Raw genomic sequence first — 23,490 nt, forward strand, 5'->3', positions numbered from 1 at the left:
GACACGTGACATACTCCGGTCGGGACGACGACGGGGGCGTTGGTCGTGTCGACACGTGTGCGACTCCATGGGCGACGGCGCCCGGCGCTCGACCGGCCGGCGCTGGTCGCGCTGCTGCTCGGGCTGGCCGGGTTCGGTTACCGGCTGCTCCTCACGCTGCTCACCGTGCCCGTGTCGAACAGCGACGAGGCGACCTTCGGGCTGGCCGCGCTGCACGTCGCCGCCGGCCGGGAGCACCCCGTCTTCCTGTACGGGCAGCGTTACATGGGAACGGCGGAGTCGTACCTGGCGGCCCCGCTGGTGGCCGTCGCCGGCCCGAGCTGGCCGGTGCTGCGGCTGCCGGTGCTGGCGCTTTGGGCGGTCTTCGTCTGGCTGATGTACCGGTTGACCCGCCGGATCTGCGCGCCGTGGCACGCCGTGCTGGTCGTCGGCCTGCTCGCGCTGGGCCCCGAGCGGGTGCTCCGGGACCAGTTGATGGCGGTGGGCGGGCGGCCCGAGGTGAAACCGGCGGTGGTGCTGATCCTGCTGGTCGCCGTGGGGCTGGCCGACGGGCGGGTCCGGGCCCGGCGGCTCGCGGTGGGCGCGGCCGGACTGGTGGCCGGGCTGGCCGTGTGGTCGGACTGGCTGATCGTGCCGTACCTGGCCGTGGCCGGGCTGCTGCTGGTCTGGGTGCTGCGCCGAGAGCTGTTCGGCTGGTCCGGGGCGCTGCTGGCGGCCGGGTTCGCCGTCGGGACGGCGCCGTTGATCGTCGACAACCTGCGCGCGCCGCCCGGGCAGGACTCGCTGTCGGTGCTGCGGCGGATCAGCACGGTGACCGGCGCGGCCCCGCCCCTGCTCGATCGGCTGCGCGGCGGGCTCCTGGAGGGGGTGCCGCTGGCCACCGGGCTCTGCCCGGCCGACGGCTGCGCCCGCTGGCAGCAGTGGTTCGGGCTGCTCTACCCGGCGCTGCTGGCCGCCGCCGGGGCGCTCGCCCTGGTCGCGTACCGGCGGGCCGCCGCCGGCTCCTCCACGACCGCGACCGCCGGCAACCGGGGTCGGCCGACCGCCGACCGGGCCGGGCCGGCCGCGCAGCTCGCCCTGGTCGCGGGTGCCGCCCTCACCCTGGCGACGTACGTCCGCAGCCCGCTGGCCGCCACCGACCCGCTGAACAACGCCCGCTACCTGTCGGTGCTCCAACTCTCGCTGCCGGTGGTGCTGTGGCCGCTGTGGCTGGCGGCGGTCGGCGTCTGGCGGGGCACGGCGGGGGCCGCCGGCCGGCTGGCCGGCGCGTCGGCCACCGCCGCGCTGGCCGGGCTGACCGCCACCGCGGTGGTCGCCACCGGCCTGTTCGTCGCCGGCGTCGGCCCGGTGCGCGCCGAGGAGCGGCGGGCCCGGGAGCTGGCCGACACGGTCCGCCGGGCCGGACTGCGCGCGGTGTACGGCGAATACTGGACCTGCAACCGGCTGGTCTTCAACACCGCCGAGGCGGTGCTCTGCGGGGTGCTCGACGAGGAGCTGACCCCGGGGCAGAACCGGTACGGGCCGTACTGGCGGCAGGTGGGGCAGGCCGACCGCCCCGGGTATGTGCTGGCGGCCGACGGCCCCGCCGACCGGCGGCTGCGGGAGCTGCTGGGCGCGCGCGCCGCACCGGCGCTGATCGCCGAGGTGGGTGGCTATCGCGTGTACCACCCGGAGACGGCCGTGCGGCCGTGGCGCTGACCCGGGCCGTACGCTGGCCGGACCGGCGCTCGCCGGCGCGCCGCCGCACCGAGGAGTCGTACCGAGATGCTCATCCTGCTGCCGCCCTCGGAGGGGAAGGCCGACGCCGGCACGGGCCGGCGGCTGGACCCGGCCCGGCTGTCCCTGCCCGAGCTGGCCCCGGCCCGCGCGCGGGTGCTGGCGGAACTGGTCGGCCTCTGCGCCGGGCCGGACGAGGCGGCGGCCCTGGACGCGCTGGGGCTGACCCCGGGGTTGGCCGGTGAGCTGCGCCGCAACGCCCGGCTGGAGCGGGCGGCCACCGCCCCGGCGGGCCGGATCTACACCGGCGTGCTCTACGAGGCCCTCGACCTGGCGACGCTGCCCCCCACGGCACAGCGGGCGGCCCGCCGTTCGGTGCTGATCAGCTCCGGCCTGTGGGGGGCGGTGCGGCTCACCGACCGCATCCCGCCGTACCGGTGCCCGATCGGGGCGCGGCTGCCCGGGGTGGGGGCGCTGTCGGCGTACTGGCGGCGGGAGCTGGCCCCGGCGTTGGACGCGGCGGCCGGCGGCGGCGCGGTGCTGGACCTGCGCTCGGGCGCGTACGCGGCGACCTGGACGCCGCGCGGCGAGCTGGCCGCACGGACGGTGACGGTGCGGGTGCTGCACGAGCGGGACACCCCGGACGGGCCGGTCCGGTCGGTGGTCAGCCACTTCAACAAGGCGACCAAGGGCCGGCTGGTCCGCGACCTGCTCGTCGCCGGCGCCCGGCCGCGCCGGGCCGGCGAGCTGGTGACCGCGCTGCGGGACCTGAAGTACACGGTCCTGGAACAGTCGGTGACCGCCGGCCGGCCCCGGACGGTGGACCTCGTGGTGACGCAGTTGTGACAGATCGCGCACGGGACACGTCGTCGTCGGCTACTGTCGCAAGATTTCCTCAAGGCTCGCGGCCACGGCTACCACCGGACGGCCCGGGAGGCCACGGTTAGGGGATCCCCGACGCCGACAAGGAGACTGTGGTGGCCCCCGAACCCACGCTGCTCGACCGGCCTCGTCCTCGCGCGACCCCGGCCCCGCTGGACTGGCTGACCCTCGCCGACGCGTTCGAGGTGGCCTGTCTGCTGCGCTGCACCTCCGCGCCGGCCGCCCCGGCCGGGGCGGGACGCCGGCCCCCGGGCCCCACCCACATCGGCCCGGCCGCCGAGTTCAACCGGGAGGACGCGGCGCACCGGATGCGCCTGCTCCTCGCCCGGCTGGAGATCCCCGTCGGGCACGACGTGGCCACCGGCGGCCTGCGCCGCCGCTACGAGCTGCACCGGCTCCAGGTGCCCCGCGAGCACCGGGCGACGTACGCGACATTGGTCGAGACCGGCTGGCGGCAGGGCCGCCGGGAGCTGCTCGGCGGGCCCGTCCCGGGCGCGTCCACGGCCCGCCGGACGTGGCGTCCCCGGCTGGCCGCCTCGGCCTGGCGGGCTGCGCTGCTGGCCGGCGGCCGGCACGTGCGCCGGCACATCCTCGGGATCCGGCTGACCGACCGGGAGCTGGCCGCCGTGCTGGTCCGGGGCGCCGCCCTGCTGGAGGTGCCGGCGCTGCTACGGCCCGGCGCGGGCTGCTTCGTGGTCAGCGTGGCCGACGGCCCGGACCGGGACCGCATCCTGCACAGCGTCGCCCTGGACCCGGCGACCGGGCCGGGGGTGGCCGCGGTCGGCTGAGCGCGGCCGGCCGGCGGGCTTGCGCCGGGAGCGCCGCACGGCGCAGAGTGCACCGGGTGAGCCGAAGCTGGTCTGTGCCACCGCGCGCCGCCGGCGTGGCGGTGCTGCTGTTGGTGCTGGTGGCGGCGTGGCCCGGGCTCGCCGCCTGCCAGGATTCGCCGAGCGAGCCGATCCCGATCCGGATCGCCACCGGCAGCCCCACCGCCGTCTACCACGCGTTCGGCCAGTCGCTGGCCGCCGTCCTGAACCGGGAACTGCCCGGGGTGCGGGCGAGCGTGGTGGTCACCGCCGCGTCGGCGGAGAACATGCGGCTGCTCGGCACGGGGGACGCCGAGCTGGGCTTCACCCAGGCCGACGTGCTTCCCACCGACCGGGAGGAGCAGCCACGGGTGCTGGCCGTGGCCCGGGTCTACGACGACCTGCTGCACCTGGTCACCAGGGCCGACGGCCCGGTCCGCTCGGTGGCCGACCTGCGCGGCCGGCGGGTCTCCGTGGGGGCGCCCGGCTCCGGCACCGAGGTGACCGCCACCCGGCTGCTGGAGGTCGCCCGACTGGGCGGCACCGCGGTCCGTAGGGAGCGGCTGGGGCTGGACGGCTCGGTCGCCGCGCTGCGCGTCGGGCGGATCGACGCCTTCTTCTTCTCCGGCGGGCTCCCGGTGCGCGGCGTCGAGGAGCTGGCCTCGGACAGCGCCACCCGGATCGTCGACCTGGGCGAGTGGACGGAGCCGCTGCGGCGCAGCTACCGGGAGGTCTACGTGTCCCGGGACATTCCCCGCTCGGTGTACCTGGTCGAGCCGGTGACCACCGTGGCGAACCCGAACTACCTGGTCGTCCGGGCCGACCTGCCGGCGCCGCTGGTCCGGGAGGTGACCCGGCTGCTGATGGAACGCCGGGCCGAGCTGGCCGCGGCGCACCCCGCGGCGGGCCGGATGAGCCCCCGCTCGGCGATCGCCACCGCCCCGCTGCCGCTGCATCCCGGGGCCGCCGACTGGTACCGGTCGAACAAGCCCTGACCGTCAGCCGGCCGGCGCAGCCACCCCGCCGGCCGGCGGGGCGTCCCGGCCCGGCGCGGCCCCACCGGCCGGCCCGGCGGTGCCCCCCGGAAGCCGGGCGGGGGCGGGGGCGGCCTCGGTCTCCGGGGCGGCCGGGAACCAGAGGCCGGCCACCAGGCCACGCGGCTGCGCCGGGCGCATGGTGAGCCGACCGTCGGAGGCGTCGACCAGGACCGCGACGATGGTCAGCCCCAGCCCGGCGCCGTCGACGTTCTGCACCTCGGGGGCCCGCCAGAACCGTTCGGTGGCCTGGTCGAGCTGGTCGAGGGTCATGCCGGGGCCGGTGTCGCGGACCTCCAGGGCCACCCCGTCGTCGGCCGGCCCGACGTCCACGGTCACCTCGCCGCCCGCGCCGCTGAACTTGACCGCGTTGTCGATCAGCGCGTCCAGCGCCTGGTCCACGGCGGTCGGCACGGTCCGGGCGTACACCGGGCCGGCGACCGGGGCCAGGCGCAGGGCGACCGACCGGTGCCGGGCCAGCGGCTGCCAGGCGGCCACCCGGGACGCGGCGACCGCCGCGGCGTCCACGGTGACCCGCTCGTTCTCCTCGCGCTCGGCGCGGGCCAGGGTGAGCAGGGCGTCCAGCAGCAGGGCCAGCCGGTCGGTCTCCTCCAGCGCCAGCCGGTGCTCGGCCCGCCCCTGCGGGTCGGTCAGGCTCGGCCCCAGCTCCTCCACCCGCAGCCGCAGCGCGGTCAGCGGGTTGCGTAGCTGGTGGCTCGCGTGCGCGACGAAGGCCCGTTGCCGGTCCATCACGTCCGACACCACGTCGGCCATGTCGTTGAAGCTCACCGCCAGGCGGCGCAGCTCCGGCGGGCCCAGCCGGTGCTGCACCCGGGCCCCCCGGTCCCCCTCGGCGATCTCGTGGGTGACCGCGTCCAGCTCGGTCACCGGGCGCAGCACCCAGCCGGCCAGCCCGAACGCGGTCAGCACGCAGGCCAGCACGGCGAAGATGCCGGTCGCGGCGAGCAGCAGCCACCACGCGGTGACGGTACGCCGGACCCCGTCCGCCGGGCTGGCGATCACCACCGCCCCGAGCACCTCACCGCCGTCGTTGATGGGCACCGCCACCACGACCGGCCCGCCGGTCCACGGCCACACCGACTCCGGGACGCTGAACTGCTGCCCGGACAGCGCGTTGTCCAGCGCCGCCTCGGTGCCCGGCCCGACCTGCCAGCGGCGCGAGGCCACCACCGTTCGGCGGTCCCGGTCGACCACGGCCGCGCCGATGCCGTACAGCTCGTCGTAGCTGCTCAGCTCGCCCCCGATCGGGCCGGGGACGCCGCCGCGCAGCACCGGCCCGGCCAGCGAGGCGAACCGGGTCGCGTCGGCCAGCCGGTCGGCGCGCACCTCGTCGGTCTCCCGGGTGGCCAGGGTGGTGGCGAGCGGCGTCTCCAGCGCGATGAGCACCAGCACCATCAGCAGCAGGTAGCTGATGACCAACCGACGGCGCACCGGCGCCTCACTCCCCGCGCAGCCGGTAGCCGACCCCGCGGACCGTCTCCACCAGCCGGGAGTCGCCCAGCTTGCCGCGCAGCGACCCGATGTGCACCTCGACGGTGTGCCGGTCCGCCCAGGTGGTGCCCCACACGTCGAGCAGGATCCGGTCCCGGGGCACCGCCGCCCCGAGCTGCCGGGCCAGCGAGAGCAGGATGTCGAACTCCTTGCGGGTGAGGGTCACCTCCCGGTCGTGCACGCTGACCGTCCGACCGGCGACGTCGATGCGGACCGGGCCGGCCTGGATCACGTCCCGCTCCGGGGCGGCGTGCGCGGCCCGGCGCAGCACCGCCTCGATCCGGGCCTGGAGCTCGACCATCGAGAACGGCTTCACCACGTAGTCGTCGGCGCCCAGCCGCAGGCCGAGGACCCGGTCGCGCTCCTCGCCCCGGGCGGTGACCGCGATGATGCCGAGCTGGGCGCTGCGCCGGCGCAGCGCCCGGCACAGGTCGGTGCCGTCGCCGTCGGGCAGGGTCAGGTCGAGCAGCACGAGGTCGCAGGGCGCGGCGGACAGCGCCGCGTCGACGGTGGCGGCGTGCTCCACCTCGTAGCCGCGGCGGGTCAGGGCGGACGACAGGGCGGCGGCCACCCGTCGGTCGTCCTCGACCAGCAGGATGCGCAACCCGGACCTCCGTTCCTCGTGCTCGACCGTCGAATGGTCCCAGAAGTGCCGCCCGGACGGGAGGGCCGGCCGGTCAGACCCTCCCCGTCGTCCCGAGGGCGCCCGGGCCGGGCCGGTCCCGGGCGGCGGGGGCCGCGGTCGCCGTAGGCTGCCGGGATGATCTACAAGCTGCTGGCCACGGCCGAGTGGGACGCCGCCCGGGACGCCGGGCACTTCGCCGGTTCGGCGGTGGACCGCCAGGACGGCTTCATCCACCTCTCTGCCGCCGACCAGCTCGTCGAGACCGCCCGGCGGCACTTCGCCGGCGCCACCGGGCTCACCCTGCTCGCGGTGGACCCGGCGGCGCTCGGCGCGGCGCTGCGCTGGGAGCCGTCCCGGGGCGGGGCGCCGTTCCCGCACCTGTACGGGACGCTGCCGGTGGCCGCCGTGACCGCGGCCCACCCGCTGCCGGCGGACGTCCCGGCCGCCGACGCGGTGGCGCGACTGCTCCGCTGAGGGATCGCTATGCTCACCCGAGTCCGCGCGCCGGCCGGGGTGAGCGCAGCCCGCCGGCGGGCGCGGCAGTCCGATCCGCTCGGGCGGCCGGCACCCGCCGCCGGCCCGACGCGGCCACCCGCCGGCGCGACGGCGCGCCCCGAGCGATGCGAGCAGCGATGACTGACACCACCGACCGATCCGACGTCTTCGTCCACCCGAGCGCAGACGTGGAGGAGGGTGCCCAGGTGGGCGACGGCACCAAGGTCTGGCACCTGGCCCACATCCGGTCCAGCGCCCGGGTCGGCGCCGGCTGCGTGATCGGTCGCAACGTGTACGTCGACGCGGGTGTCACCGTCGGCGACCTCGTGAAGATCCAGAACAACGTCTCGGTCTACCAGGGCGTGACCATCGAGGACGAGGTCTTCGTCGGCCCGTGCGCCGTGTTCACCAACGACTTCCGCCCCCGGGCGCAGAACCCGGACTGGACCATCACCCCGACGCTCGTGCGCCGGGGCGCGTCGATCGGCGCGAACGCCACCCTGGTCTGCGGGATCGAGGTCGGCGAGTACGCGATGGTCGCCGCCGGTTCGGTGGTCACCCGGGACGTCGCGCCGTACCAGCTGGTCGCCGGCAATCCCGCCCGCCCCAAGGGCTGGGTGGACGCCAAGGGCGAGGTCGTCTCCCGCGACGTGGACAACCCGCCGCGCCGCGACTGAGCGCCGGCACGGCGAAGGGGGACGGCGGGTGCCGTCCCCCTTCCTCGTGCGGCGGGCGGGTCAGCCGCAGAGCCGGCCGATCTCCTGCCGGAACCGCTCCATCGGGTTCGGCTCGTCGGGGCCGAGCAGGTAGATCTTCAGCTCGCGGCGCGCCTCGGTCATCGGGTCGTCGCCGGCCCGGGTCAGGGCGACGATCTTCTCCAGCTCGCCGCAGTCCTTCGAGAGCAGGTACGCCCCCCGCGAGGTGGGGAAGTTGCGCCGGAACTCGTCCTCCGGCAGCCCGCTCGGGTTGGCCACCACGTACGGGCGCTGGCTCTGCACGAAGTCCGAGACCACGCTGGAGATGTCGCTGACCAGCAGGTCGGTCTGGTTGAAGCAGTCGAACAGCGCCGGGGTGCGGCCGGTGACCACCAGGTGGGCGGTGCCGTCCAGCGAGGTGGCGTCGGGGTCGCCGCCCGCCGCCCGGATCGCCGCGACCACCCGCTCGTGCACGGCGCGGGCCTCCTTGGCCCGGGTGCCGGTCAGCGGGTGCGGCTTGTAGATCAGCCGCACCGCCGGCCGGGCCGCCAGCAGCCCCTTGACGATCCGCTCCCCCATCAGCACCAGCGAGGTGTGGTACGGATCGTCGTCGAGCCACCCCTCCCAGGTCGGGGCGTAGAGCACGGTGAACGGCCGGTCGACCGACTCCGCGCCGAAGGTGTGCACGCCGGCGAGCTGGGGGCGGCCGATCTCCACGATGTCGGCGTCGAGCACCCCGACGCCGGCCCGGGCGTACCGCTCCCGCCCGGCGAGGCCGGCCACCCACACCTCGTCGTACACCTTGCTGTACGGGTTGACGCTGGCCTGCTTGTCGCTGTCGCCGTGCCCGACGAAGACGTGCTTCATGCCCGGTTCGCGCAGCATGTGGATGTTGGCGCCGACGTTGGCCGCGTACAGGGTCGCCCGGACGCTGCCCAGCTCCAGGTTCATGAAGTCCACGCCGGCCGGCACGCAGATCACCGGCAGCCGGGTGTCGGCCAGCTCCGCGAACGCCTCCCGGCTGCGCATCAGCACCACCGCCCGCCGCTGGAGGGCCTCGGTCGGGGCGAGCCACATGTTGGCCTGGTAGACGTCCTTGGCCGGGCCGGCGAAGTAGACGGCCACCTCCGGACGGTGGGTGTCCAGCCACCGCTGCACGGCGGGCAGCAGCGGGCTCTGGCCGGTGCCCCGGCCGCGCAGCCAGGTCAGCGCGACGATGCCGCCGGCCACCGCCGCGGAGAGCGCGGCGGCGGCGCCGCCGGCCAGCATCGGCGCGGCGTCGTCCCAGGCGGCCGAGAGCAGCGCCGCCGGCACCAGCAGCACGTTGACCATGGCGAGCCGCTCACCGGCGACCCCGGCCGCCCACTGCGGCGGGCTCGGCGCCGAGCGCATGGGGCCGAGGTCGATGTTGCGCACCAGCGCGGAGACCGGGTTACGCCGGTCGATCATCGTGTTCAGCGCCCCGGCGAAGACCGAGATCACCCAGACCACCGCCGGGAGCAGGAGGACCAGGGTGAGCTGCGCCGCGGTGAGGTCCACCGTGGCGGCCACCAGCAGCACGGCCGACAGGTCCCGGGCCAACTGCCGGTAGCCGAGGCCGAGGCCGACCTTCTCCAACAGGACTTCCGACGGCTTGGACCATCGGGCGAGCGCGAACTCGCCCAATGCCGCCGCCGCGCCGGAGACGGCGAACACGGCGGTCCAGCCCAACGTTCCGGCGGCGAGCATGACCAGATAGGACAACAGGAGCAGGGCGCCGCGGGCAGCGACCCCCACCCGCTGGAGCAACGAGCCGAACAAGGATCAGTCTCCCTATGAAGTCAACGACGGGCGGAGCCCGTTGGCCGGCGGCACTACTGGGCCCATCCGATGAGCTTCCGGCGGCGGGCCATGGTCGTGTTCCCGCTCGGCGACACCTGACGGGCCTGTCCCGCAGTGCTCCGGGGAGCCCCGCCCGGGTTGACCGCGCGGTCGGACGGTCGCGGCCCTGACGGGAGGCGGTCCACCACCATTCAGGTCACGTGCCATCTCGGTTTCCTGGATCCAGTCTGTCATCGCCGGCAGCCGAAACGTCGTTGCGACCTTAACGCGAGGGATCGGCACGCCCTCGCTCGGGTTAACCCATGACTTTCCGACCCATCGTCGCGAAAACGGTCAGCCGTCCGCTGAGGGACGAACCGGCACAGCCGGGGACGCCGCCCCCGCATCCGTGGCGGAGGCGCTCGGTCGGCCGCACGTCGGTTCCAGCTCTTTCCGATAGTGTTGCCGCCGAAATCGGCGTCGGCGACTGCCCGCCGGAAGGGGAACCTGTGTTGACCAGTCTCGTCGCCCTGGCCGTGGCCGTCCTACCCGGGGCTCTGCTCGGTTTCGTCGTGCCGCCCGGGCGCTACCGCTGGGCGGTGTGGGCGACGGCGCCGGCGCTGACCCTCGGCCTGACCACGATCGCGATGGGGTGGCTGCCCAAGCTGGGACTGCCCGACAGCGCCTCGGCAGTGCTGGTGGTGGAACTGCTGCTGGCCGGCGCGGCGGTGCTGGTCTCCCGGCTGTTCGGCCGGGGCTGGCCCGCTCCCGCCGGGGGCCGGGAGACCGGGGCCGAGGACGGCGGGGCGGCTCCGGCGTCCGCGCGCCGCGCCGCACTGCTCGCCCGCCTCCGGCAGCGACCGGCACGTCCCGGCTGGGCGGACGTGCTCGGTATGGCGGTCCCGTCGGTGCTCAGCGTGGCGTACGGGTGGCTGCTGCTCGGCCGGCTCATCGCGCCCCCCGGCTGGGACGCGATGAACCACGGCTACTTCACCCGACGCATCCTGGACACCGGCCACGCGGCAATCGAGTCGGCGTGCAGCACCGGCTCCACCGAGCCAGCGGTCGGCTGTTCCTTCTACCCGCTGGCCACGAACGTCGCCTGGGCGCAGGCCACGGAGCTGACCGGCGGTCGGATCAGTGTCGCGATGACCGCCTGGTCGATCCTGGTCGGGCCGCTCGCCCTGGTCGCCGGGGTGTACGCCTGCGTCCGGGTGCTCGGCGGCCGCCCGGTCGTCGCGGCCTGCGCAGCGCTCGCCCCCACCTTCCTCGGCCCGCTGTGGTACTCGGTGGTCACCGGCCGGATCACCCAGCAGACCGGTCCGGCCATGGCGGTCGGGATCGCCCTGCTCGGCGCGCTCGCGTTGCGCGGCCCGCACCCGGTGCGGCTCGGTCTGCTGGCCGGCCTGTCCGGGGCCGGGTTGATCATGTCGCACACCTACGACGTCCTCGTCGTCGCCGTGCTGGCGCTGAGCCTGCTGGTGCTGCTGCGCCACCCGTTCTCGGTCCGCCACGCGGCCGCCGGCGTGGTGGCTGCGGTGGTCGGCGGCATCGGCGCGTTGATACCGTTCATCAACGCATTGACCAGCGCCAACGGCGAACGCGAGCAGAACGAGCCCGCCCTGCTCGGCAGGTGGGGCGAGGCGTTCGAGTACTGGGTCACCGACCAGCAGCGTTACGCTCTGCTGGGCTTTCCACCCCCGGGGGGCGCGGACTACCAGCTCAGCGTGCCGGCCATCCGGGTCGGCCTGATCATCACCCTTGCCTGCCTGATCGCCTCCCCGCTCTGCCTGGTGTTCCGTCAGCTGCGCTGGGCCCGACCGTGGCTGTTCACCGGTGTCCTGTTCACCGCCGTCGGGGTGTGGACCACCAGCTCCGACTCGGCGCCCGCGATGTTCGTGTCCGGCCTCTGGTACGGCGTACGGGAGCGGTTGCGCTCGATGATCCTGCCGGTGTACGGCCTGCTGGCGGTGGCCGGCGCGGTGGCCATCGGCCTGGCGATCCAGTGGCTGGCGACCCGCCTGGTGACGCGGGCGAGAACGCTGCGTGGGTCGACCGTGCCGGCCGCGGTGGCCGCCTCGGTCCTGCTGGTCACGCTGAGCGTGCTCGCCGTGCTGCCGGAGACCTGGCACCCGATCCGGGGCGAGTTCAAGCGCCGCGCCCCGGTCGGCGAGAACTACGTCCGCACGTACGAGTGGTTGGCGGCGAACACGCCGCAGGGCAAGGTCGTGGCGTATGACCGGCACCGGCAGTTCATGACCTGGTCGTACGTGGACTACGGCACGCCGGTGCTGTTCGGGCTGCCTCCTCTGCCCGTCTTTGACGTACAGAACTACAAGCGCCGCTGGGACGCCTGGAACTGGTTGGTCGACAACGAGGCGGCCATCCCGGCGGGGTGCGAGGTGGACCGGTTCGGCGTCGAGTACGTGGTCGTCGGCGGTGGCCGGGTGCTACCGGGCGGCTGGGAGAAGCACTACACCCCGGCCCGGCTGGACGCCAGTGGCCGGGTGAAACTGGTCCAGAGGTTCGGGAGTATCAACATCTACCAGGTCACCGACGAGGGACGCGCCTGCGCCAACCCCGGCGGATGACCGGCCGGTGACCCCGGCCCGGCCGGGGTCACCGTCGCCACCCCAGACGTGCTGAAGGGCGTCGCCGACGTCGTCGGCGACGCCCTTCAGCGTGGGACCGCTCAGTGACCCTTGTTGTCCCCGATGACAGCGGCCACCGCGCGGTGGGCGGGGAGCAGCCGCTGGCGCTCCACGTCCGCGTCGAGGCGCCCGTCGAGGATGTCGAGGAAGTGGTCGAGTTGGGCGGCCAGCGGCTCCCGGTTCGACACCAGCTCGGGCACCTCCATGATGCTCTGCTGCCGGTATCCGCGGCCGTCCGGCGTCGCCGCGTCCAGCGACACGTGCCGGTAGATCGTGACGTCCTTGCGGATCAGGTCCGCCTCGATCAGCCGGTCCACCTCGCTGATGACCAGCGTCCGCACCTTGCGCTGACCGATCCGGCTCGCCGAGATGTTGGCCAGTGCGGTGTTGCCGAAGGTCAGCACCGCCTCGGCGACGTCCTCCGCGCCCGCGACGGAGTCCGGGTGGAAGTATCCCAACGCGCCCCGCGTCGAGGTCGGCTCCTGGCCGCCGAACGCCTGGATCGCCAGGTCGACGTCGTGCACCAGCAGGTCCCACGCCACGCCGGTGCGGATGCGGGGAGCGTACGGGGAGTGCCGGGTTACGGTGAGGTGCACCGGGCGGTGGATGAGCGCGAACGCGGTCAGCACGGCCGGATTGAAGCGCTCCAGCAGACCGCAGAGCAGCGGCAGTCGCCGCTTCTCGGCGATCGCGACGATGTCCTCGGTCTCGTTCAGGCTGCCGCAGACCGGCTTCTCGATCAGCAGCGGCTTGTCCGCGCCGAGGACTTCCTCGGCGAGGCCACGGTGAAACTCGGTGGGGGCGGCGATGATCACCGCGTCGATGTCGGAGAGGTCGGACAGGTCCGGCGCCCAGGAGGCGCCGTACCGGTCGGCGATATCCCGGCCTACCGTCTCCCGGGGCTCGATCACGCGGGCCAGCCTGGCCCGGGAGGACTGGGAGATGACCCGGGCGTGCAGGGAACCCATCACACCCGTGCCTACCAGGGCAAAACGCACAGGGGCGGTCACGCTCCCACCGCCTTGCGGACGGCCTCGACCACCCGGTCCACGTCGCCGTCGGCGAGGTGGTGGTGCACCGGGAGGGAGACGCACTGCCGGACCACCCGGTCGGCGACCGGGGCCGGGTCCGCGACCACCCGGGGGTGCTCGCGGTAGCAGTCGTAGTCGTAGACCGTCTTCGGGTAGTAGATCCCACAGCCCACGCCCTGCTCGGTCAGCCGGGCGACCACCTCGTCCCGGGTGACCGGCGCGGCGTCGGTGACCAGCACGGTGTACTGGTGCCAGACGTGCGAGCGGCCCGGCAGCTCGGTCGGCAGCCGCAGGCCAGGCACGTCCGCCAGACCGGCGGAGAGCCGGGTGGCGTTGTCCTTGCGGCGCTTGACGTTGTCCCCGTAGCTGGCAAGCTGCGGGATGCCGAGGGCCGCCTGGAGGTCGGTGAGCCGGTAGTTGTGGCCGGCCACCTCGTACTGGTAACGCTGCCGCATGCCCTGGTTGCGCAGCACGCGCAGCCGGTCGGCGAGGGTGGCGTCGTTGGTGGTGATCATCCCGCCCTCACCGGTGGTGAGGTTCTTCGTGGCGTAGAGAGAGAAGGTGCCCAGACCGAAGCTGCCGGCGCCGCGCCCGTCGATCGTCGCGCCGAGCGACTGCGCGGTGTCCTCGACCAGGCCCAGCCCATGCCGCTCGACCAGCGGCACGATCCCACCCATGTCGGCCGGCTGGCCGTACAGGTGTACCGGCATCACGACCTTCGTCCGCGGCCCGATCGCGGCGCCGAGGGCCTCGGGGTCGAGGCAGAAGTCCTCCTCGCGGATGTCGGCGAAGCGCGCGGTGGCACCGGCCTCAAGGATCGCGTTCAAGGTGGCGACGAAGGTGAACGGGCTGGTGACGACCTCGTCACCGGGCTGGAGGTCGAGCACCTCCAGGGCCGCGACCAGCGCGGTCGTACCGTTGTTGACGGCCACCGCGTGCTCCACTCCGACGACGTCGGCGAACTCGCGCTCCAGCCGGGCGACCATCGGACCCTGTGCCAACACTCCTGAACGGATCACCTCGACCGCCAGCTGTTCGGCCGCCTCGTCGAGTTTGACGACGGAAATGGGGATCACAGCGTCTCTCCTTGGGGGATCGGTGGCAGCGAGCAGACGGTAACAGCGGCGGACTTCGACGGGACAGGTGGTCCGTCGTCGACGGATTCCGCATCGAGCGCGCCGGGTGCCTGCGGGCGCGCAGCCTGGGCTAGTGTAGTGCCTTGCTCTGACCACCCCATTCCGGCAACGGGTGAATGCGACGCGGAGGCAGGTAACGCATGGTAGAGACCGCCGCGCGGAAGGACGCCGCCGTCACGAACGCGCCGGCGTCCCCCGCCCCGTCGGTCCCGGTCAGCCCGCTGAAGCGCTGGCTGTCGCTGGGTGTACGGGTGGTCGTCATCGGGGCCATCGCCGCCGGGATGGTCTGGAGCGTCGTCGACCAGTGGCCCCAGGTCCGCTCCACCTGGCTCGGCCTGGCCTGGCAGTCGGTGGCGCTCTCCGTCCTGGCGGCCCTGCTGGGCATGGTCGCCAACACGATGGCCTGGCGGGCCGCCGTGGACGACCTGGAGCACCGGGTGTCCGTCACCGCCGCGCTGCGGATCTGCCTGGTCGGGCAGCTGGGCAAGTACGTCCCGGGCAGCGTCTGGGCGTACGTGCTCCAGATCGAGCTGAGCAAGCGGGCCGGCCTGCCCCGGGCCCGGGCCTTCCTGGCCACCCTGGTCACCGTCGGCCTCAGTGTGACCGCCGCGCTCGGCCTCGGGCTGCTGAGCCTGCCGGCGCTGCGGAACGCCGCCGGCGCCACCGACTCCAGCTACGCCGACTCGGTCCGGGTGGCGCTCTGGATCGTGGCGGGGCTGTTCCCGATCGCGCTGGTCTGCGCCGTGCCACGGGTGCTCACCATGCTCGTCCAGCTCGCCCTGAAGGTGCTGCGCCGGCCGCCCCTGGAGAACCGGCTCACCTGGCCGGGGGTGCTGCGCGTGGTCGGCTGGAGCGCCCTGGGCTACAGCCTGTTCGGGGTGCACCTGTGGCTGCTGGCCAACGCCCAGGCCGCCCCGGGGATGGAGGGCCTGCTGCGCAGCATCGGCTCCTTCGCGATCGCGATGACCGTGGGTATGTTCGCCTTCCTCTCCCCTTCCGGGCTCGGTGTGCGGGAGGCCGTGCTGGTCGCCGCGCTGGCGCCGTTCCTGGTCGGCAGCGGCGGCGTCGGCGCGGCCATGGGCATCGCACTGGCGTCCCGGCTCATCTTCACCATCGCCGACGTCATCGCCGCCGGCCTGGCCGCCCTGTCCGGGGTGCGTCAGCTGCGCCAGGGTGCCCCGGCGCAGGTGGCACCAGCCACCGAGTAGCACGACGCACGCACGAACGGGCCCGATCACTCCGGCGTGATCGGGCCCGTTCGTCGTCCGGCGGACTTCAGCGAGTGACGACGCTGGTGATGCGGGTGAACTCCCGCATCAGGTCGTACCCGTCCCAGGTGGCGGCGAAGTTCAGCGCGTCGCCCACCGGGACGATCCGGTCCACTCCGCGACCGCCGAGGGCCCGGGCGAAGGCGACCAGTTCCGCACTGCTGAACCCGAAGTGGGTGACGGTCTGGTCCCGCCGGACCACCACCGGCGCGAGGTCCACGAGGGCCTCCACCCGCGCCTGCGGGAACGTCCCGATGCCGAGCCAGCGACGCGGGATGGCCCCCGGCTCGGCCAGGTCGACGGTCGCCAGGTCGTTGCCGTCGAAGTGGATGGCCGTGGCCGCTCCCTCGACGGCCAGGCCATAGGTGGCCACCCGCTTCTCCACCGCCATCGCGGCGTCGACCTCCGGCCGCTTGTCGTTCAGCACCGTCCGCAGGCGGGCCAGCAGGTCCGCGCGGGCGGCCTCGGCCGTCGCCGGGTCGCCGACCCAGTACACCGTCCGGGGGGAGGCGCAGGCCGCCTGGTCGAACCAGTAGGAGTCGTTGTAGAAGCCGAGGGCGGCGGCGGCGCGGTCCCGCTCGTTCGCCGTGAGCCAGCCCGCCGCACCGATCACGGTGAACGAGGAGCGGTCCGGGAAGGTCAGGTCCCGGGCGTGCGGGGCGAGGGGGTGCCGGCGGATCTCGGTGACCGAACGGTCGCCGCCCCAGACAACCCGCAGGTCTGCGGCGGCGGAGAGCGCGGCGGTCACCGCGTCGTCGCGGCCGTAGGTGATCATCCGCTGGCTCTGCCGGACCGCCTCCGCGGCGTCGGCAAGGGTGTCGTTGAGCGCGTCGAGCACCACGTCGGCTGCCCCGGCCGAGCGGGACGAGATCCGGACGACGTTGGCGTTACCGGCCAGCGCGGACAACGCCCACGAGTAGACGAAGATGGTGTCCACGTTGGCCGGTGGGACGTGGAAGACCAGTCCCCGGGGGAAACGCAGCTGACCCGGCTCGTCAGCCACCCGGTGGAGTGCCTTGGCGATCTCCCCTCGACGTAGGAAGAAGCCGAGCGAGGCCAACTCCGGGTGCCGGCGGGCGACCGCCGGGCGGAGCAGCCGCCGGGCGAACGCCACCAGGAAGTCGACCACCCGTTCGTCGCCGACGGTCAGCGGACCACCGGCCGGGGCCGCGCGCAGGGCGGTGACCAGGTCGTCGACGGCGACCGCGCCGCCGGCCGGGAACCGCTCGATGACCTTGCTGCTCATGCCGCCTCCGCGAACGTGTCGCTGCAACCACGGGCCTCGGCACGGGGTAGCCGGCCCAGGATGGAGAAGCGCTTGCCGGGCCAGACGCCGTCGTCGATGCCGTGTATGACGCCCTGGTCCTCGGTGAGCAGGATGTGCCCCGGGTACGACCGGGGCATCGTGCTGATCACCTGGACCACGCCCGGGGTGCCGACCGGCACCTCCTCCCAGGTGCGCGGGTCCCGGACGATGATGTCGGAGAATTCGGGGCAGTAGAGCCCGCCGCCGTCCGGCCCTTCCAGGAAGGTCGTGCCGATCTGCTCGACCATTCCGTAGAAGCTGTGGATCCGGGTCAGGCCGGTGTCCTCGGTGAACCGGCGGCGGAACTCGGCGTTGTCCACCGCGCGGTCGACCAGCTTCTTCCAGCCGCCGCTGTGGATCAGGATGCCGTTGCTCAGGTCGAACTTGTTGTCCCGGGCCAGCTCGTAGAGGTAGAGCCAGGTCATGAAGGTGAAGCCGAAGATGAGGAACGGCTGGTCGCCGTGCTTGTCCAGGAAGACACGCACCGCGTCCAGGTCGGGCTGCTCCTGCTCGTCGAGGACGAAGGTGTGCTCCCGGCCGAAGTTCATCAGGCCGAGCACTCCGGCGCCGCGGGCCGAGAACGAGTTGCGGTTCTTGAACAGCGCCTTCGTGTCGACCAGCAGCATCGGCAGCCGCTTGGCCCCGATCACCGTGCTCAACGTGGCGGAGAGCATTTTCTGCTGGACCCCGGCGGCGTCCCTGTCCAGGTAGACACGGCTCACGTCTCCGGTGGTGCCGGACGAGGTGAGCACCTTGAAGACCTGGTCGTCGGGGATGCTCTTCAGCGTGTGGTGCTTGAACAGCCGCACCGGCAGCCAGGGCAGGTCGGCGATCCGGTCGTACCGACGGCCGGGCAGATGACCCAGGGCGGCGAGCAGCCGGGCGTACTCCCGACTGTTGGCCCGGTGGTGTTCGGTCAGCTCAACCAGCTCGGGCAGCAGCTTCGCCTCACGGGCCGCCTGGTCGAGGGTGAACAGAGTCATACCAGCGCCTCCAGGGAGCGGTAATCGATCTTGCCGTTGGGCAGCTGCGGCAACCGCTCGATGGCACGGATGTCGAAGCCGGACCGGTGCAGCTTGAGCCGCTCGGAGAACCGGCCGGCCAGCGCCCTGGCCGCGTCGTCGGTGAGCTGCTCGACGAAGACGACGACCTTGTCGGGACCGGAGACCGCCACCACTGGTCCCTGCTCGCGGGCCATCTCCTCGATGTCGTGCAGGTTGACCCGAATGCCGAAGATCTTGCCGAACCGCTTGAGACGACCGCGGAGCCAGACGAACCCGTCCTCGTCGAGGTGGCCGAGATCACCGGTACGCAGCGTCCCGCCCTGCTCGTCCCCCCGGGTGAGGTCGGCCGAGCTCTCGGCGTAACCCATCATCACGTTCGGGCCGCGGTAGACCAGCTCACCGACCACACCGGGGCGGTCGGTCTCCACACCGTCCTCGCCGAGCACGGCGAACGACCCGCCGTCCAGGGCCGGGCCGACCGAGCCGACCCGGTCGGGCAGGGCATCCGCCGGCAGGGTGCTCATCCGCGGCGCGGCCTCGGTGCAGCCCCACATGACGTGGAACCGGCCGCCGACCGCGGCGATCTTCTCGTGGTAGGCGAGGATCATCTCGTCGCGCAACTTGCCGCCGGCCTGGGTGAGGGTACGCAACGACGGGTACTTCGCCGGGCTCCACCGGATCCGGTGCAGCATCTCGTAGTTGTAGGGCACCCCGGCCAGCGACGTCGCGCCGTGGGTCTGCACGGCCTGCCAGAACTCGCGGGCCAGCACCCCGCCGTCGACCACCAGCACCGTCGCGCCGGCCGCCAGGTGGCTGTTCAGCACGGACATGCCGAAGCTGTAATACAGCGGCAGGCTGGTCGGGGCGATCTCGGCCGGGCCGATGGCCAACGCCCGCCCGATCGCGGCGGCGTTGGACTCCACCGCGCCCCGGGAGAGCCGGACGAACTTCGGGTCCCCGGTCGAGCCCGAGGTCGCCAGCAGCACCGCGAGGTCGGGGTGGGGCTGGTCGGTCGACGGCCGCTCGCGGACCCAGACCGACCCGAGGGCCGGGTCGTCGACGTGGCGGTACTGCTTGGGCCGCTCACCGGGGGTGGCACCGGCGCCGCCCTCGGCCAGGCCGACCACCACGGCCGGCTCGAAGCGCCGGACGAAGTCCGCCAGCACGGCCGGGTCCAGCGACGGGTCCAGCGGCGCCACCGGGCGGTCGGCGCGCAGCGCACCGACATACCGCAGCACCGCGGCCACCGAGGTGCCGCTGCGGGCGAAGACCACCCCGGGCGGAAGACCGGCGTACGCGGTGGCGTGCCGCTCCACCTGGGCGGCGAGGTCGTCACCCCCGAGGACGCCTCCGGTGGCGGCGTCGATCAGCCGAGCGGTCGGGGCGATCAGGTTCACGGCACGAGCCCTCCATCGACGCCGAGCACCTGACCCGTCACATACCGGGCCGCGTCGCCGGCGAGGAACCGGATGACGTCCGCCACCTCCTTCGGGTCGCCGAGGCGGCCGAGCGCGGCGGCTGACGCCTGCCGGTCCAGCACCTCCGCCGGTAGTGCCGCCGTGAGGTCGGTGCGGATGACCCCGGGCGCGACGGCGTTGACCCGGATCCCCCGGCTGCCCAACTCCCGAGCGGCGGAGCGGGCCAGCGCGGCCACGGCGGCCTTCGACGCCGCGTAGACCGACTGACCGGCCGCGCCGTACGTCCCGACGACCGAGGCGAGCAGCACGATGGAACCGCCCCGCCGCTCGGTGCCGTCTTCGGCCCTGCGCTTGCGGGCCATCGCCCGGCCGGCGGCCTGGACCGCCGCGACCGTTCCGGCCACGTTGACGTCGAGGGTGCGGCGCACGTCGTCGGCGCGCATCATCCCGAGCAGGCCGCTCTCCATGATCCCGGCGTTGGCGACCAGCACGTCCAGCCCGCCGTGCGCCGCGGTGACCTGCTTGACGGTGGCGCCGACCGCGTCGAAGTCCGCGACGTCCAGCCCTACGCCGTGCCCGCCGAACTCCTTGCCCACCTGCTCGGCCCGAGCGGCGTCGCGGCCGGTGACGACGACCGTGGCGCCCGCCTCGGCGAGCGCTCGGGCGGTGGCCAGGCCGATGCCGCGCGTACCACCGGTGACCAGGGCCACCCGGCCGGTCAGCTCACTCATCGACGCCGAGGCCCCGCAGCATGTCGAGGGCGACCTTGAAGCTGCTCATGTCGATGACCTGCTCGGTCTCGAGCTGCACGTCGAACTCGTCCTCGATGGCGGCGACCAGGGTCATGTGCCCCAGAGAGTCCCACTGCTCGATGCCGCGGTAGTTGAGGTTCTCCACGTCGGTGCCCTCGGGCAGTTCCAGGGCGTCCACGAAGACGGTGCGCAGGCGGTCGTTGAGGGTCATGATCGCATTTTCTCCGTTGAATCAGTGAGGGTTGTCGTCACTGCCCGTCGCGGCGCCCGGCCGGCGAGCCCCAGACCGGGGTCTCTCCGCGCGCCTGCGCCTCCGCGCGACGGGCGGCGTTCTCCGCCCGGACCCGTTCGGCCTCGGCCTGGATGTGCTTCTCGTCGTACCGCTGGAAGACCCGGGCCGGGTTACCCGATACCAGACTGTATGCCGGAACGTCCTTGGTCACCACCGACAGCGGGCTGACCGTGGCGCAGTCACCGATGGTGACCCCCATCATGATCACGCTGTTGCCGCCGATGAAGCAACCCTTGCCGATCCGCACCGGCTTGCGCTCGATGAGGTCGCTGCCGGAGTGGTTCTCCAGCATCATGTTCGCCAGCCAGCTGGAGTGGGTGAACACCAGACAGTTCAGGCCGATGCTGGTGTGCTCGCCGATCTCCAGGCCGCCGCTGGCGTCGAGGACCGTGTTCTCCCCGATCCAGCAGTGCTCGCCCATCACCAGGTTCTCCGGGCTGACGATCTTCGTCCGCTCGCGGATCCGGGTGGTCTCGGGCAGGCCGAGGTGCCGGGCCCGCTCCACGTCGTTGAGGAAGCCGCCGACGAAGTCGTTGAGGATGGCCGTGCGCAGGCGGTTGCTGCGCTCGTCGTCGGAGAACATCGTCACGCGCGCTCACCCACCATCCGCTCGAACACGTCCAGGTGCTTGCGAGTGACCACGTCCAGGGTGAAGTGCGAGTACACCAGGTCCCGCTGGCGCTTGGCGATCCACTCCCGCTCCTCCGGCTCGTCGAACAGCCGGATCACGGCGTCGGCGAGGTCGGCCGGGTCGTTCGGACGGACCAGCACGAAGTTCTCCCAGTTGCGCAGGTGCACGGCCGGGAAGTTGGTCTCGGTCACCGTGCCGATCGTCGCCCGGCCCGCCGCCATCGCCTCCAGGCTGGCGGTGCCGAAGCCACCGCCCTGCAGGTCGTGGGCCACCACGTCGGCAGCGGCGAAGTACGCCGGCACGTCCGCCGACGGCACCGCGCCGGTGGTGATGATCGCGTCGCTGACCCCCAGCTGCGCGGCCCTCCTCGCGAACGCGTCGAAGTAGACCCGACCAATGATCATGACCTTGGTGTCCGGGTGCTTCGCCAGGACGGTCGGCAGCGCCTCCACCAGGGCCAGCCGGTCCCGCAGCGGGATCACGTGCCCCAGGGAGACGATCAGCGGCACATCGCCAACGCCGTGCCGGGCACGCACGTCGGTCTCCGGCCTGCTGTCGAAGCGGCTCGGCTCCACCGCGACCGGAATGTAGTCGAAATCCGCCGTGGTCGCGCCGTAACGCTCCGCACAGTAACGGGCGGCCAGCTCGTCCATGATGACGTAGCGGGGCCGGAACCGGCGGATGATGGGCTTGACCATGAACCGGTCCAGCATCCGGAACAGCGCCGCGTACTTCGGGTCCGGGCTCTCCAGGCGGGTGTGGATGGAGAGCAGCACCGGGACCCGGTGGCGACGCGCGTACCAGCCGGAGATCCAGCTCAGGTCGAAGAACTGCCCGTGCTGGTGGATCACGTCCGGCTTGAACTCGGCCAGCAGCCGGGAAACCCGGCGCAGGTTGCCGGGGCGGGCCAGGGCGAAGGCCATGTCGAAGTCGATGGACAGACCGAGCTTCGGCATCGGCATCGCCGGCAGCCGGACAACCCGGTAACCGTCGCGCACCTCCTCGGCCGGCGTGTCCCGGTAGGCAGCCGTCAGGACGAGCACCTCGTGCCCGGCGGCGGCGTAGCGTTCCGCCAACGCCGCGGCGAGGTGGGAACTCCCGCCTGGTCGAGGGGGGAAGAAGTTGTTGACGACCGCGATCCGCACAGCGGTAACTCCTGTCGAGGTCGGTGTGGGGGCGGGGGGTCCGGGCCCACCGGTGGATGGTACGGGCGGGCTGGGGGATCTGCCGGGAGGCGACGCCGGCCTACGCTACCGCAGCTCTGGAGGGATCGGCGACGGGCTCCGGTCGAGGTTGATCGACACGGGACGCGGCGGCGGCGCGCGTACGGCGGCCTACCCGTCCGCTTCAGGCCAGCCCGGCGGTCGACGCGCGACCCATGGACGCGCCGGTCCAAGCACCGGTCTCCGGGCATCGAACGCCGCCGCAGAACGGGTTCGCCGGGAGCCCGTGCGACGACAGGCCCCCGGCGGACGGCGGCTGGGTCACGCCACCTCGGTCTTGATCAGGTCCGTCATCCCGTCCCCGACGGCGATGGTCGGCTCCCAGCCGAGCACCTCGCGGGCCCGGGTGATGTCCGCCGCCCGGCGGCTGACCAGCACCTCGCGCGGGTTGAACTGCGGCTCCACGTCCACCCCGACCGCCTTGATCAGGATCTCGGCGAGGGCGGCGACCGAGGTGTCGAGGCCGGTGCCGATGTTGACCGGCACGTTGCCCTGCTCGGCCTCCATCGCGGCCACCACCGACCGGGCGATGTCGTGGACGTGGATGAAGTCCATCGACTGCTCGCCCTTGCCGTCGATGACCGGCGGCTCGCCGTTCTTCAGCCGCTTGACGAAGTGGTTGATCACCGAGGTGTAGTAGGCGGTCGGCTTCTGGCCGGGCCCGTAGACGTTGAAGAAGCGCAGGGCGATCCAGTTGAGGCCCTTGCTGCGCTGGTAGAAGGCGAGCAGGTCCTCGCCGGCCCGCTTGGAGATGCAGTACGGGGTGAGCGGGTCGAGCCGGTCGTCCTCGTGCATCGGCAGCTTCTGCGGGTCGCCGTAAACCGAGGCGGAGGAGGCGAACACGAGCCGCTTCACCCCGTGGTCGGCGGCGGCGGCGAAGACGTTGTGGTTGCCGACCATGTTGATGTCGATCGACTCGTGCGGGTCGGCCTGGCTCTTGTTGATCGAGACGGCGGCCAGGTGGATGACGTACTCGCAGCCCTTCATGGCCGCGTGCACGGCGCCGCCGTAGCGGACGTCCTGGTCGATCAGCTCGACGTCGCCGGTGGCCACCAGCTCCGCGACGCGGTCCCGGTCGCCCCGGAACATGTTGTCGAAGATGCGGACCCGGTAGCCCTTCTCCAGCAACAACGGCACCACGTGCAGGCCGATGAAGCCCGCGCCTCCGGTGATGAAGACGGTCTGCTTCGACATGGCGGACAGTGTCCTTCCT

21 protein-coding genes are annotated in these 23,490 nt (G+C 73.2%); 8 read left to right on the top strand and 13 right to left on the bottom strand.

All coding sequences use genetic code 11. The features are described 5' to 3' along the window. The first annotated feature begins 39 nt into the window (after nucleotides 1-39). The 4 genes from OOK41_RS24370 to OOK41_RS24385 all read left to right on the top strand — a co-directional run bounded on the left by OOK41_RS24370 (nucleotide 40) and on the right by OOK41_RS24385 (nucleotide 4,399). Nucleotides 40-1,698 carry a hypothetical protein gene (locus OOK41_RS24370; protein WP_323136227.1) on the top strand — a complete coding sequence of 553 codons (1,659 nt, stop codon included), beginning with the start codon at nucleotides 40-42 and terminating at the stop codon, nucleotides 1,696-1,698. A gap of 66 nt (nucleotides 1,699-1,764) precedes the next feature. Beyond that, nucleotides 1,765-2,562 (top strand): peroxide stress protein YaaA, encoded by a 798-nt coding sequence (yaaA, locus tag OOK41_RS24375; protein ID WP_266266835.1) that lies wholly within the window; start codon nucleotides 1,765-1,767, stop codon nucleotides 2,560-2,562. 131 nt (nucleotides 2,563-2,693) lie between these two features. Then, a complete protein-coding gene (locus OOK41_RS24380; protein WP_266266836.1) occupies nucleotides 2,694-3,386 on the top strand; it encodes a hypothetical protein in 693 nt (230 codons plus the stop codon). 56 nt (nucleotides 3,387-3,442) lie between these two features. Then, complete coding sequence (locus OOK41_RS24385; RefSeq protein ID WP_266266837.1) at nucleotides 3,443-4,399, top strand: TAXI family TRAP transporter solute-binding subunit; 957 nt, start codon at nucleotides 3,443-3,445, stop codon at nucleotides 4,397-4,399. A gap of 3 nt (nucleotides 4,400-4,402) precedes the next feature. Here the strand turns inward: OOK41_RS24385 and OOK41_RS24390 are convergent, their stop codons facing one another. Both OOK41_RS24390 and OOK41_RS24395 read right to left on the bottom strand, forming a co-directional pair. Beyond that, a complete protein-coding gene (locus OOK41_RS24390) occupies nucleotides 4,403-5,890 on the bottom strand; it encodes a HAMP domain-containing sensor histidine kinase (RefSeq protein ID WP_266266838.1) in 1,488 nt (495 codons plus the stop codon). A 7-nt stretch (nucleotides 5,891-5,897) separates the two neighbouring features. Next, the gene (locus tag OOK41_RS24395; RefSeq protein WP_266266839.1) at nucleotides 5,898-6,554 is read right to left on the bottom strand and encodes a response regulator transcription factor; all 657 of its coding nucleotides are present in this window, start codon (nucleotides 6,552-6,554) and stop codon (nucleotides 5,898-5,900) included. Nucleotides 6,555-6,710: 156 nt separating this feature from the next. Here OOK41_RS24395 and OOK41_RS24400 point away from each other — a divergent pair, with 156 nt between their 5' ends. Both OOK41_RS24400 and OOK41_RS24405 read left to right on the top strand, forming a co-directional pair. Further along, nucleotides 6,711-7,049, top strand: a complete 339-nt coding sequence (locus OOK41_RS24400) for a DUF952 domain-containing protein (protein ID WP_117669483.1) — start codon at nucleotides 6,711-6,713, stop codon at nucleotides 7,047-7,049. 158 nt (nucleotides 7,050-7,207) lie between these two features. After that, nucleotides 7,208-7,747, top strand: a complete 540-nt coding sequence (locus OOK41_RS24405; protein WP_266266840.1) for an acyltransferase — start codon at nucleotides 7,208-7,210, stop codon at nucleotides 7,745-7,747. Nucleotides 7,748-7,807: 60 nt separating this feature from the next. Here the strand turns inward: OOK41_RS24405 and OOK41_RS24410 are convergent, their stop codons facing one another. Next, entirely contained in the window at nucleotides 7,808-9,565 is a 1,758-nt protein-coding gene (locus tag OOK41_RS24410) for a CDP-glycerol glycerophosphotransferase family protein (protein WP_266266841.1), read from the bottom strand. A 512-nt stretch (nucleotides 9,566-10,077) separates the two neighbouring features. On the opposite strand from OOK41_RS24410, the gene OOK41_RS24415 reads away from it, so the two are divergent. Then, nucleotides 10,078-12,156: a DUF6541 family protein gene (locus OOK41_RS24415; protein WP_266266842.1), complete on the top strand. Its 2,079-nt coding sequence runs from the start codon at nucleotides 10,078-10,080 to the stop codon at nucleotides 12,154-12,156. A 101-nt stretch (nucleotides 12,157-12,257) separates the two neighbouring features. On the opposite strand, the gene OOK41_RS24420 is transcribed toward OOK41_RS24415, so the two are convergent. Then, nucleotides 12,258-13,226 (bottom strand): Gfo/Idh/MocA family protein, encoded by a 969-nt coding sequence (locus OOK41_RS24420; RefSeq protein ID WP_117669486.1) that lies wholly within the window; start codon nucleotides 13,224-13,226, stop codon nucleotides 12,258-12,260. After that, entirely contained in the window at nucleotides 13,223-14,323 is a 1,101-nt protein-coding gene (locus OOK41_RS24425; protein ID WP_266266843.1) for a DegT/DnrJ/EryC1/StrS aminotransferase family protein, read from the bottom strand. The genes OOK41_RS24420 and OOK41_RS24425 overlap by 4 nt, the downstream gene beginning before the upstream one ends. A 200-nt stretch (nucleotides 14,324-14,523) precedes the next feature. On the opposite strand from OOK41_RS24425, the gene OOK41_RS24430 reads away from it, so the two are divergent. Next, entirely contained in the window at nucleotides 14,524-15,591 is a 1,068-nt protein-coding gene (locus OOK41_RS24430) for a lysylphosphatidylglycerol synthase domain-containing protein (protein WP_266266844.1), read from the top strand. Between the two features lie 67 nt (nucleotides 15,592-15,658). Here the strand turns inward: OOK41_RS24430 and OOK41_RS24435 are convergent, their stop codons facing one another. From OOK41_RS24435 to OOK41_RS24470, 8 genes are all read right to left on the bottom strand, one after another. After that, nucleotides 15,659-16,897, bottom strand: coding sequence for an acyl-CoA reductase (locus OOK41_RS24435; RefSeq protein ID WP_165878154.1), 1,239 nt, complete (start codon nucleotides 16,895-16,897; stop codon nucleotides 15,659-15,661). Beyond that, nucleotides 16,894-17,940 carry an acyl-protein synthetase gene (locus OOK41_RS24440; protein WP_117669490.1) on the bottom strand — a complete coding sequence of 349 codons (1,047 nt, stop codon included), beginning with the start codon at nucleotides 17,938-17,940 and terminating at the stop codon, nucleotides 16,894-16,896. Before OOK41_RS24440 ends, OOK41_RS24435 begins: the two co-directional genes overlap by 4 nt. Then, entirely contained in the window at nucleotides 17,937-19,358 is a 1,422-nt protein-coding gene (locus OOK41_RS24445; RefSeq protein WP_117669491.1) for an AMP-binding protein, read from the bottom strand. The genes OOK41_RS24440 and OOK41_RS24445 overlap by 4 nt, the downstream gene beginning before the upstream one ends. Then, the gene (locus tag OOK41_RS24450) at nucleotides 19,355-20,110 is read right to left on the bottom strand and encodes an SDR family NAD(P)-dependent oxidoreductase (RefSeq protein WP_117669492.1); all 756 of its coding nucleotides are present in this window, start codon (nucleotides 20,108-20,110) and stop codon (nucleotides 19,355-19,357) included. Before OOK41_RS24450 ends, OOK41_RS24445 begins: the two co-directional genes overlap by 4 nt. Then, nucleotides 20,103-20,342 (bottom strand): acyl carrier protein, encoded by a 240-nt coding sequence (locus OOK41_RS24455; RefSeq protein ID WP_266266845.1) that lies wholly within the window; start codon nucleotides 20,340-20,342, stop codon nucleotides 20,103-20,105. Before OOK41_RS24455 ends, OOK41_RS24450 begins: the two co-directional genes overlap by 8 nt. 37 nt (nucleotides 20,343-20,379) lie before the next feature. Continuing rightward, nucleotides 20,380-21,006 (bottom strand): DapH/DapD/GlmU-related protein, encoded by a 627-nt coding sequence (locus OOK41_RS24460; RefSeq protein ID WP_266267963.1) that lies wholly within the window; start codon nucleotides 21,004-21,006, stop codon nucleotides 20,380-20,382. 2 nt (nucleotides 21,007-21,008) lie between these two features. Further along, on the bottom strand, nucleotides 21,009-22,199 hold the full coding sequence (locus OOK41_RS24465; protein ID WP_165878155.1) for a glycosyltransferase family 4 protein: 1,191 nt from the start codon (nucleotides 22,197-22,199) through the stop codon (nucleotides 21,009-21,011). Between the two features lie 339 nt (nucleotides 22,200-22,538). Continuing rightward, complete coding sequence (locus tag OOK41_RS24470; RefSeq protein ID WP_117669496.1) at nucleotides 22,539-23,471, bottom strand: NAD-dependent epimerase/dehydratase family protein; 933 nt, start codon at nucleotides 23,469-23,471, stop codon at nucleotides 22,539-22,541. Nucleotides 23,472-23,490 lie beyond the last annotated feature (19 nt).

The sequence above is a fragment of the Micromonospora sp. NBC_01655 genome (assembly GCF_026339755.1).
Taxonomy (GTDB): Bacteria; Actinomycetota; Actinomycetes; order Mycobacteriales; family Micromonosporaceae; genus Micromonospora.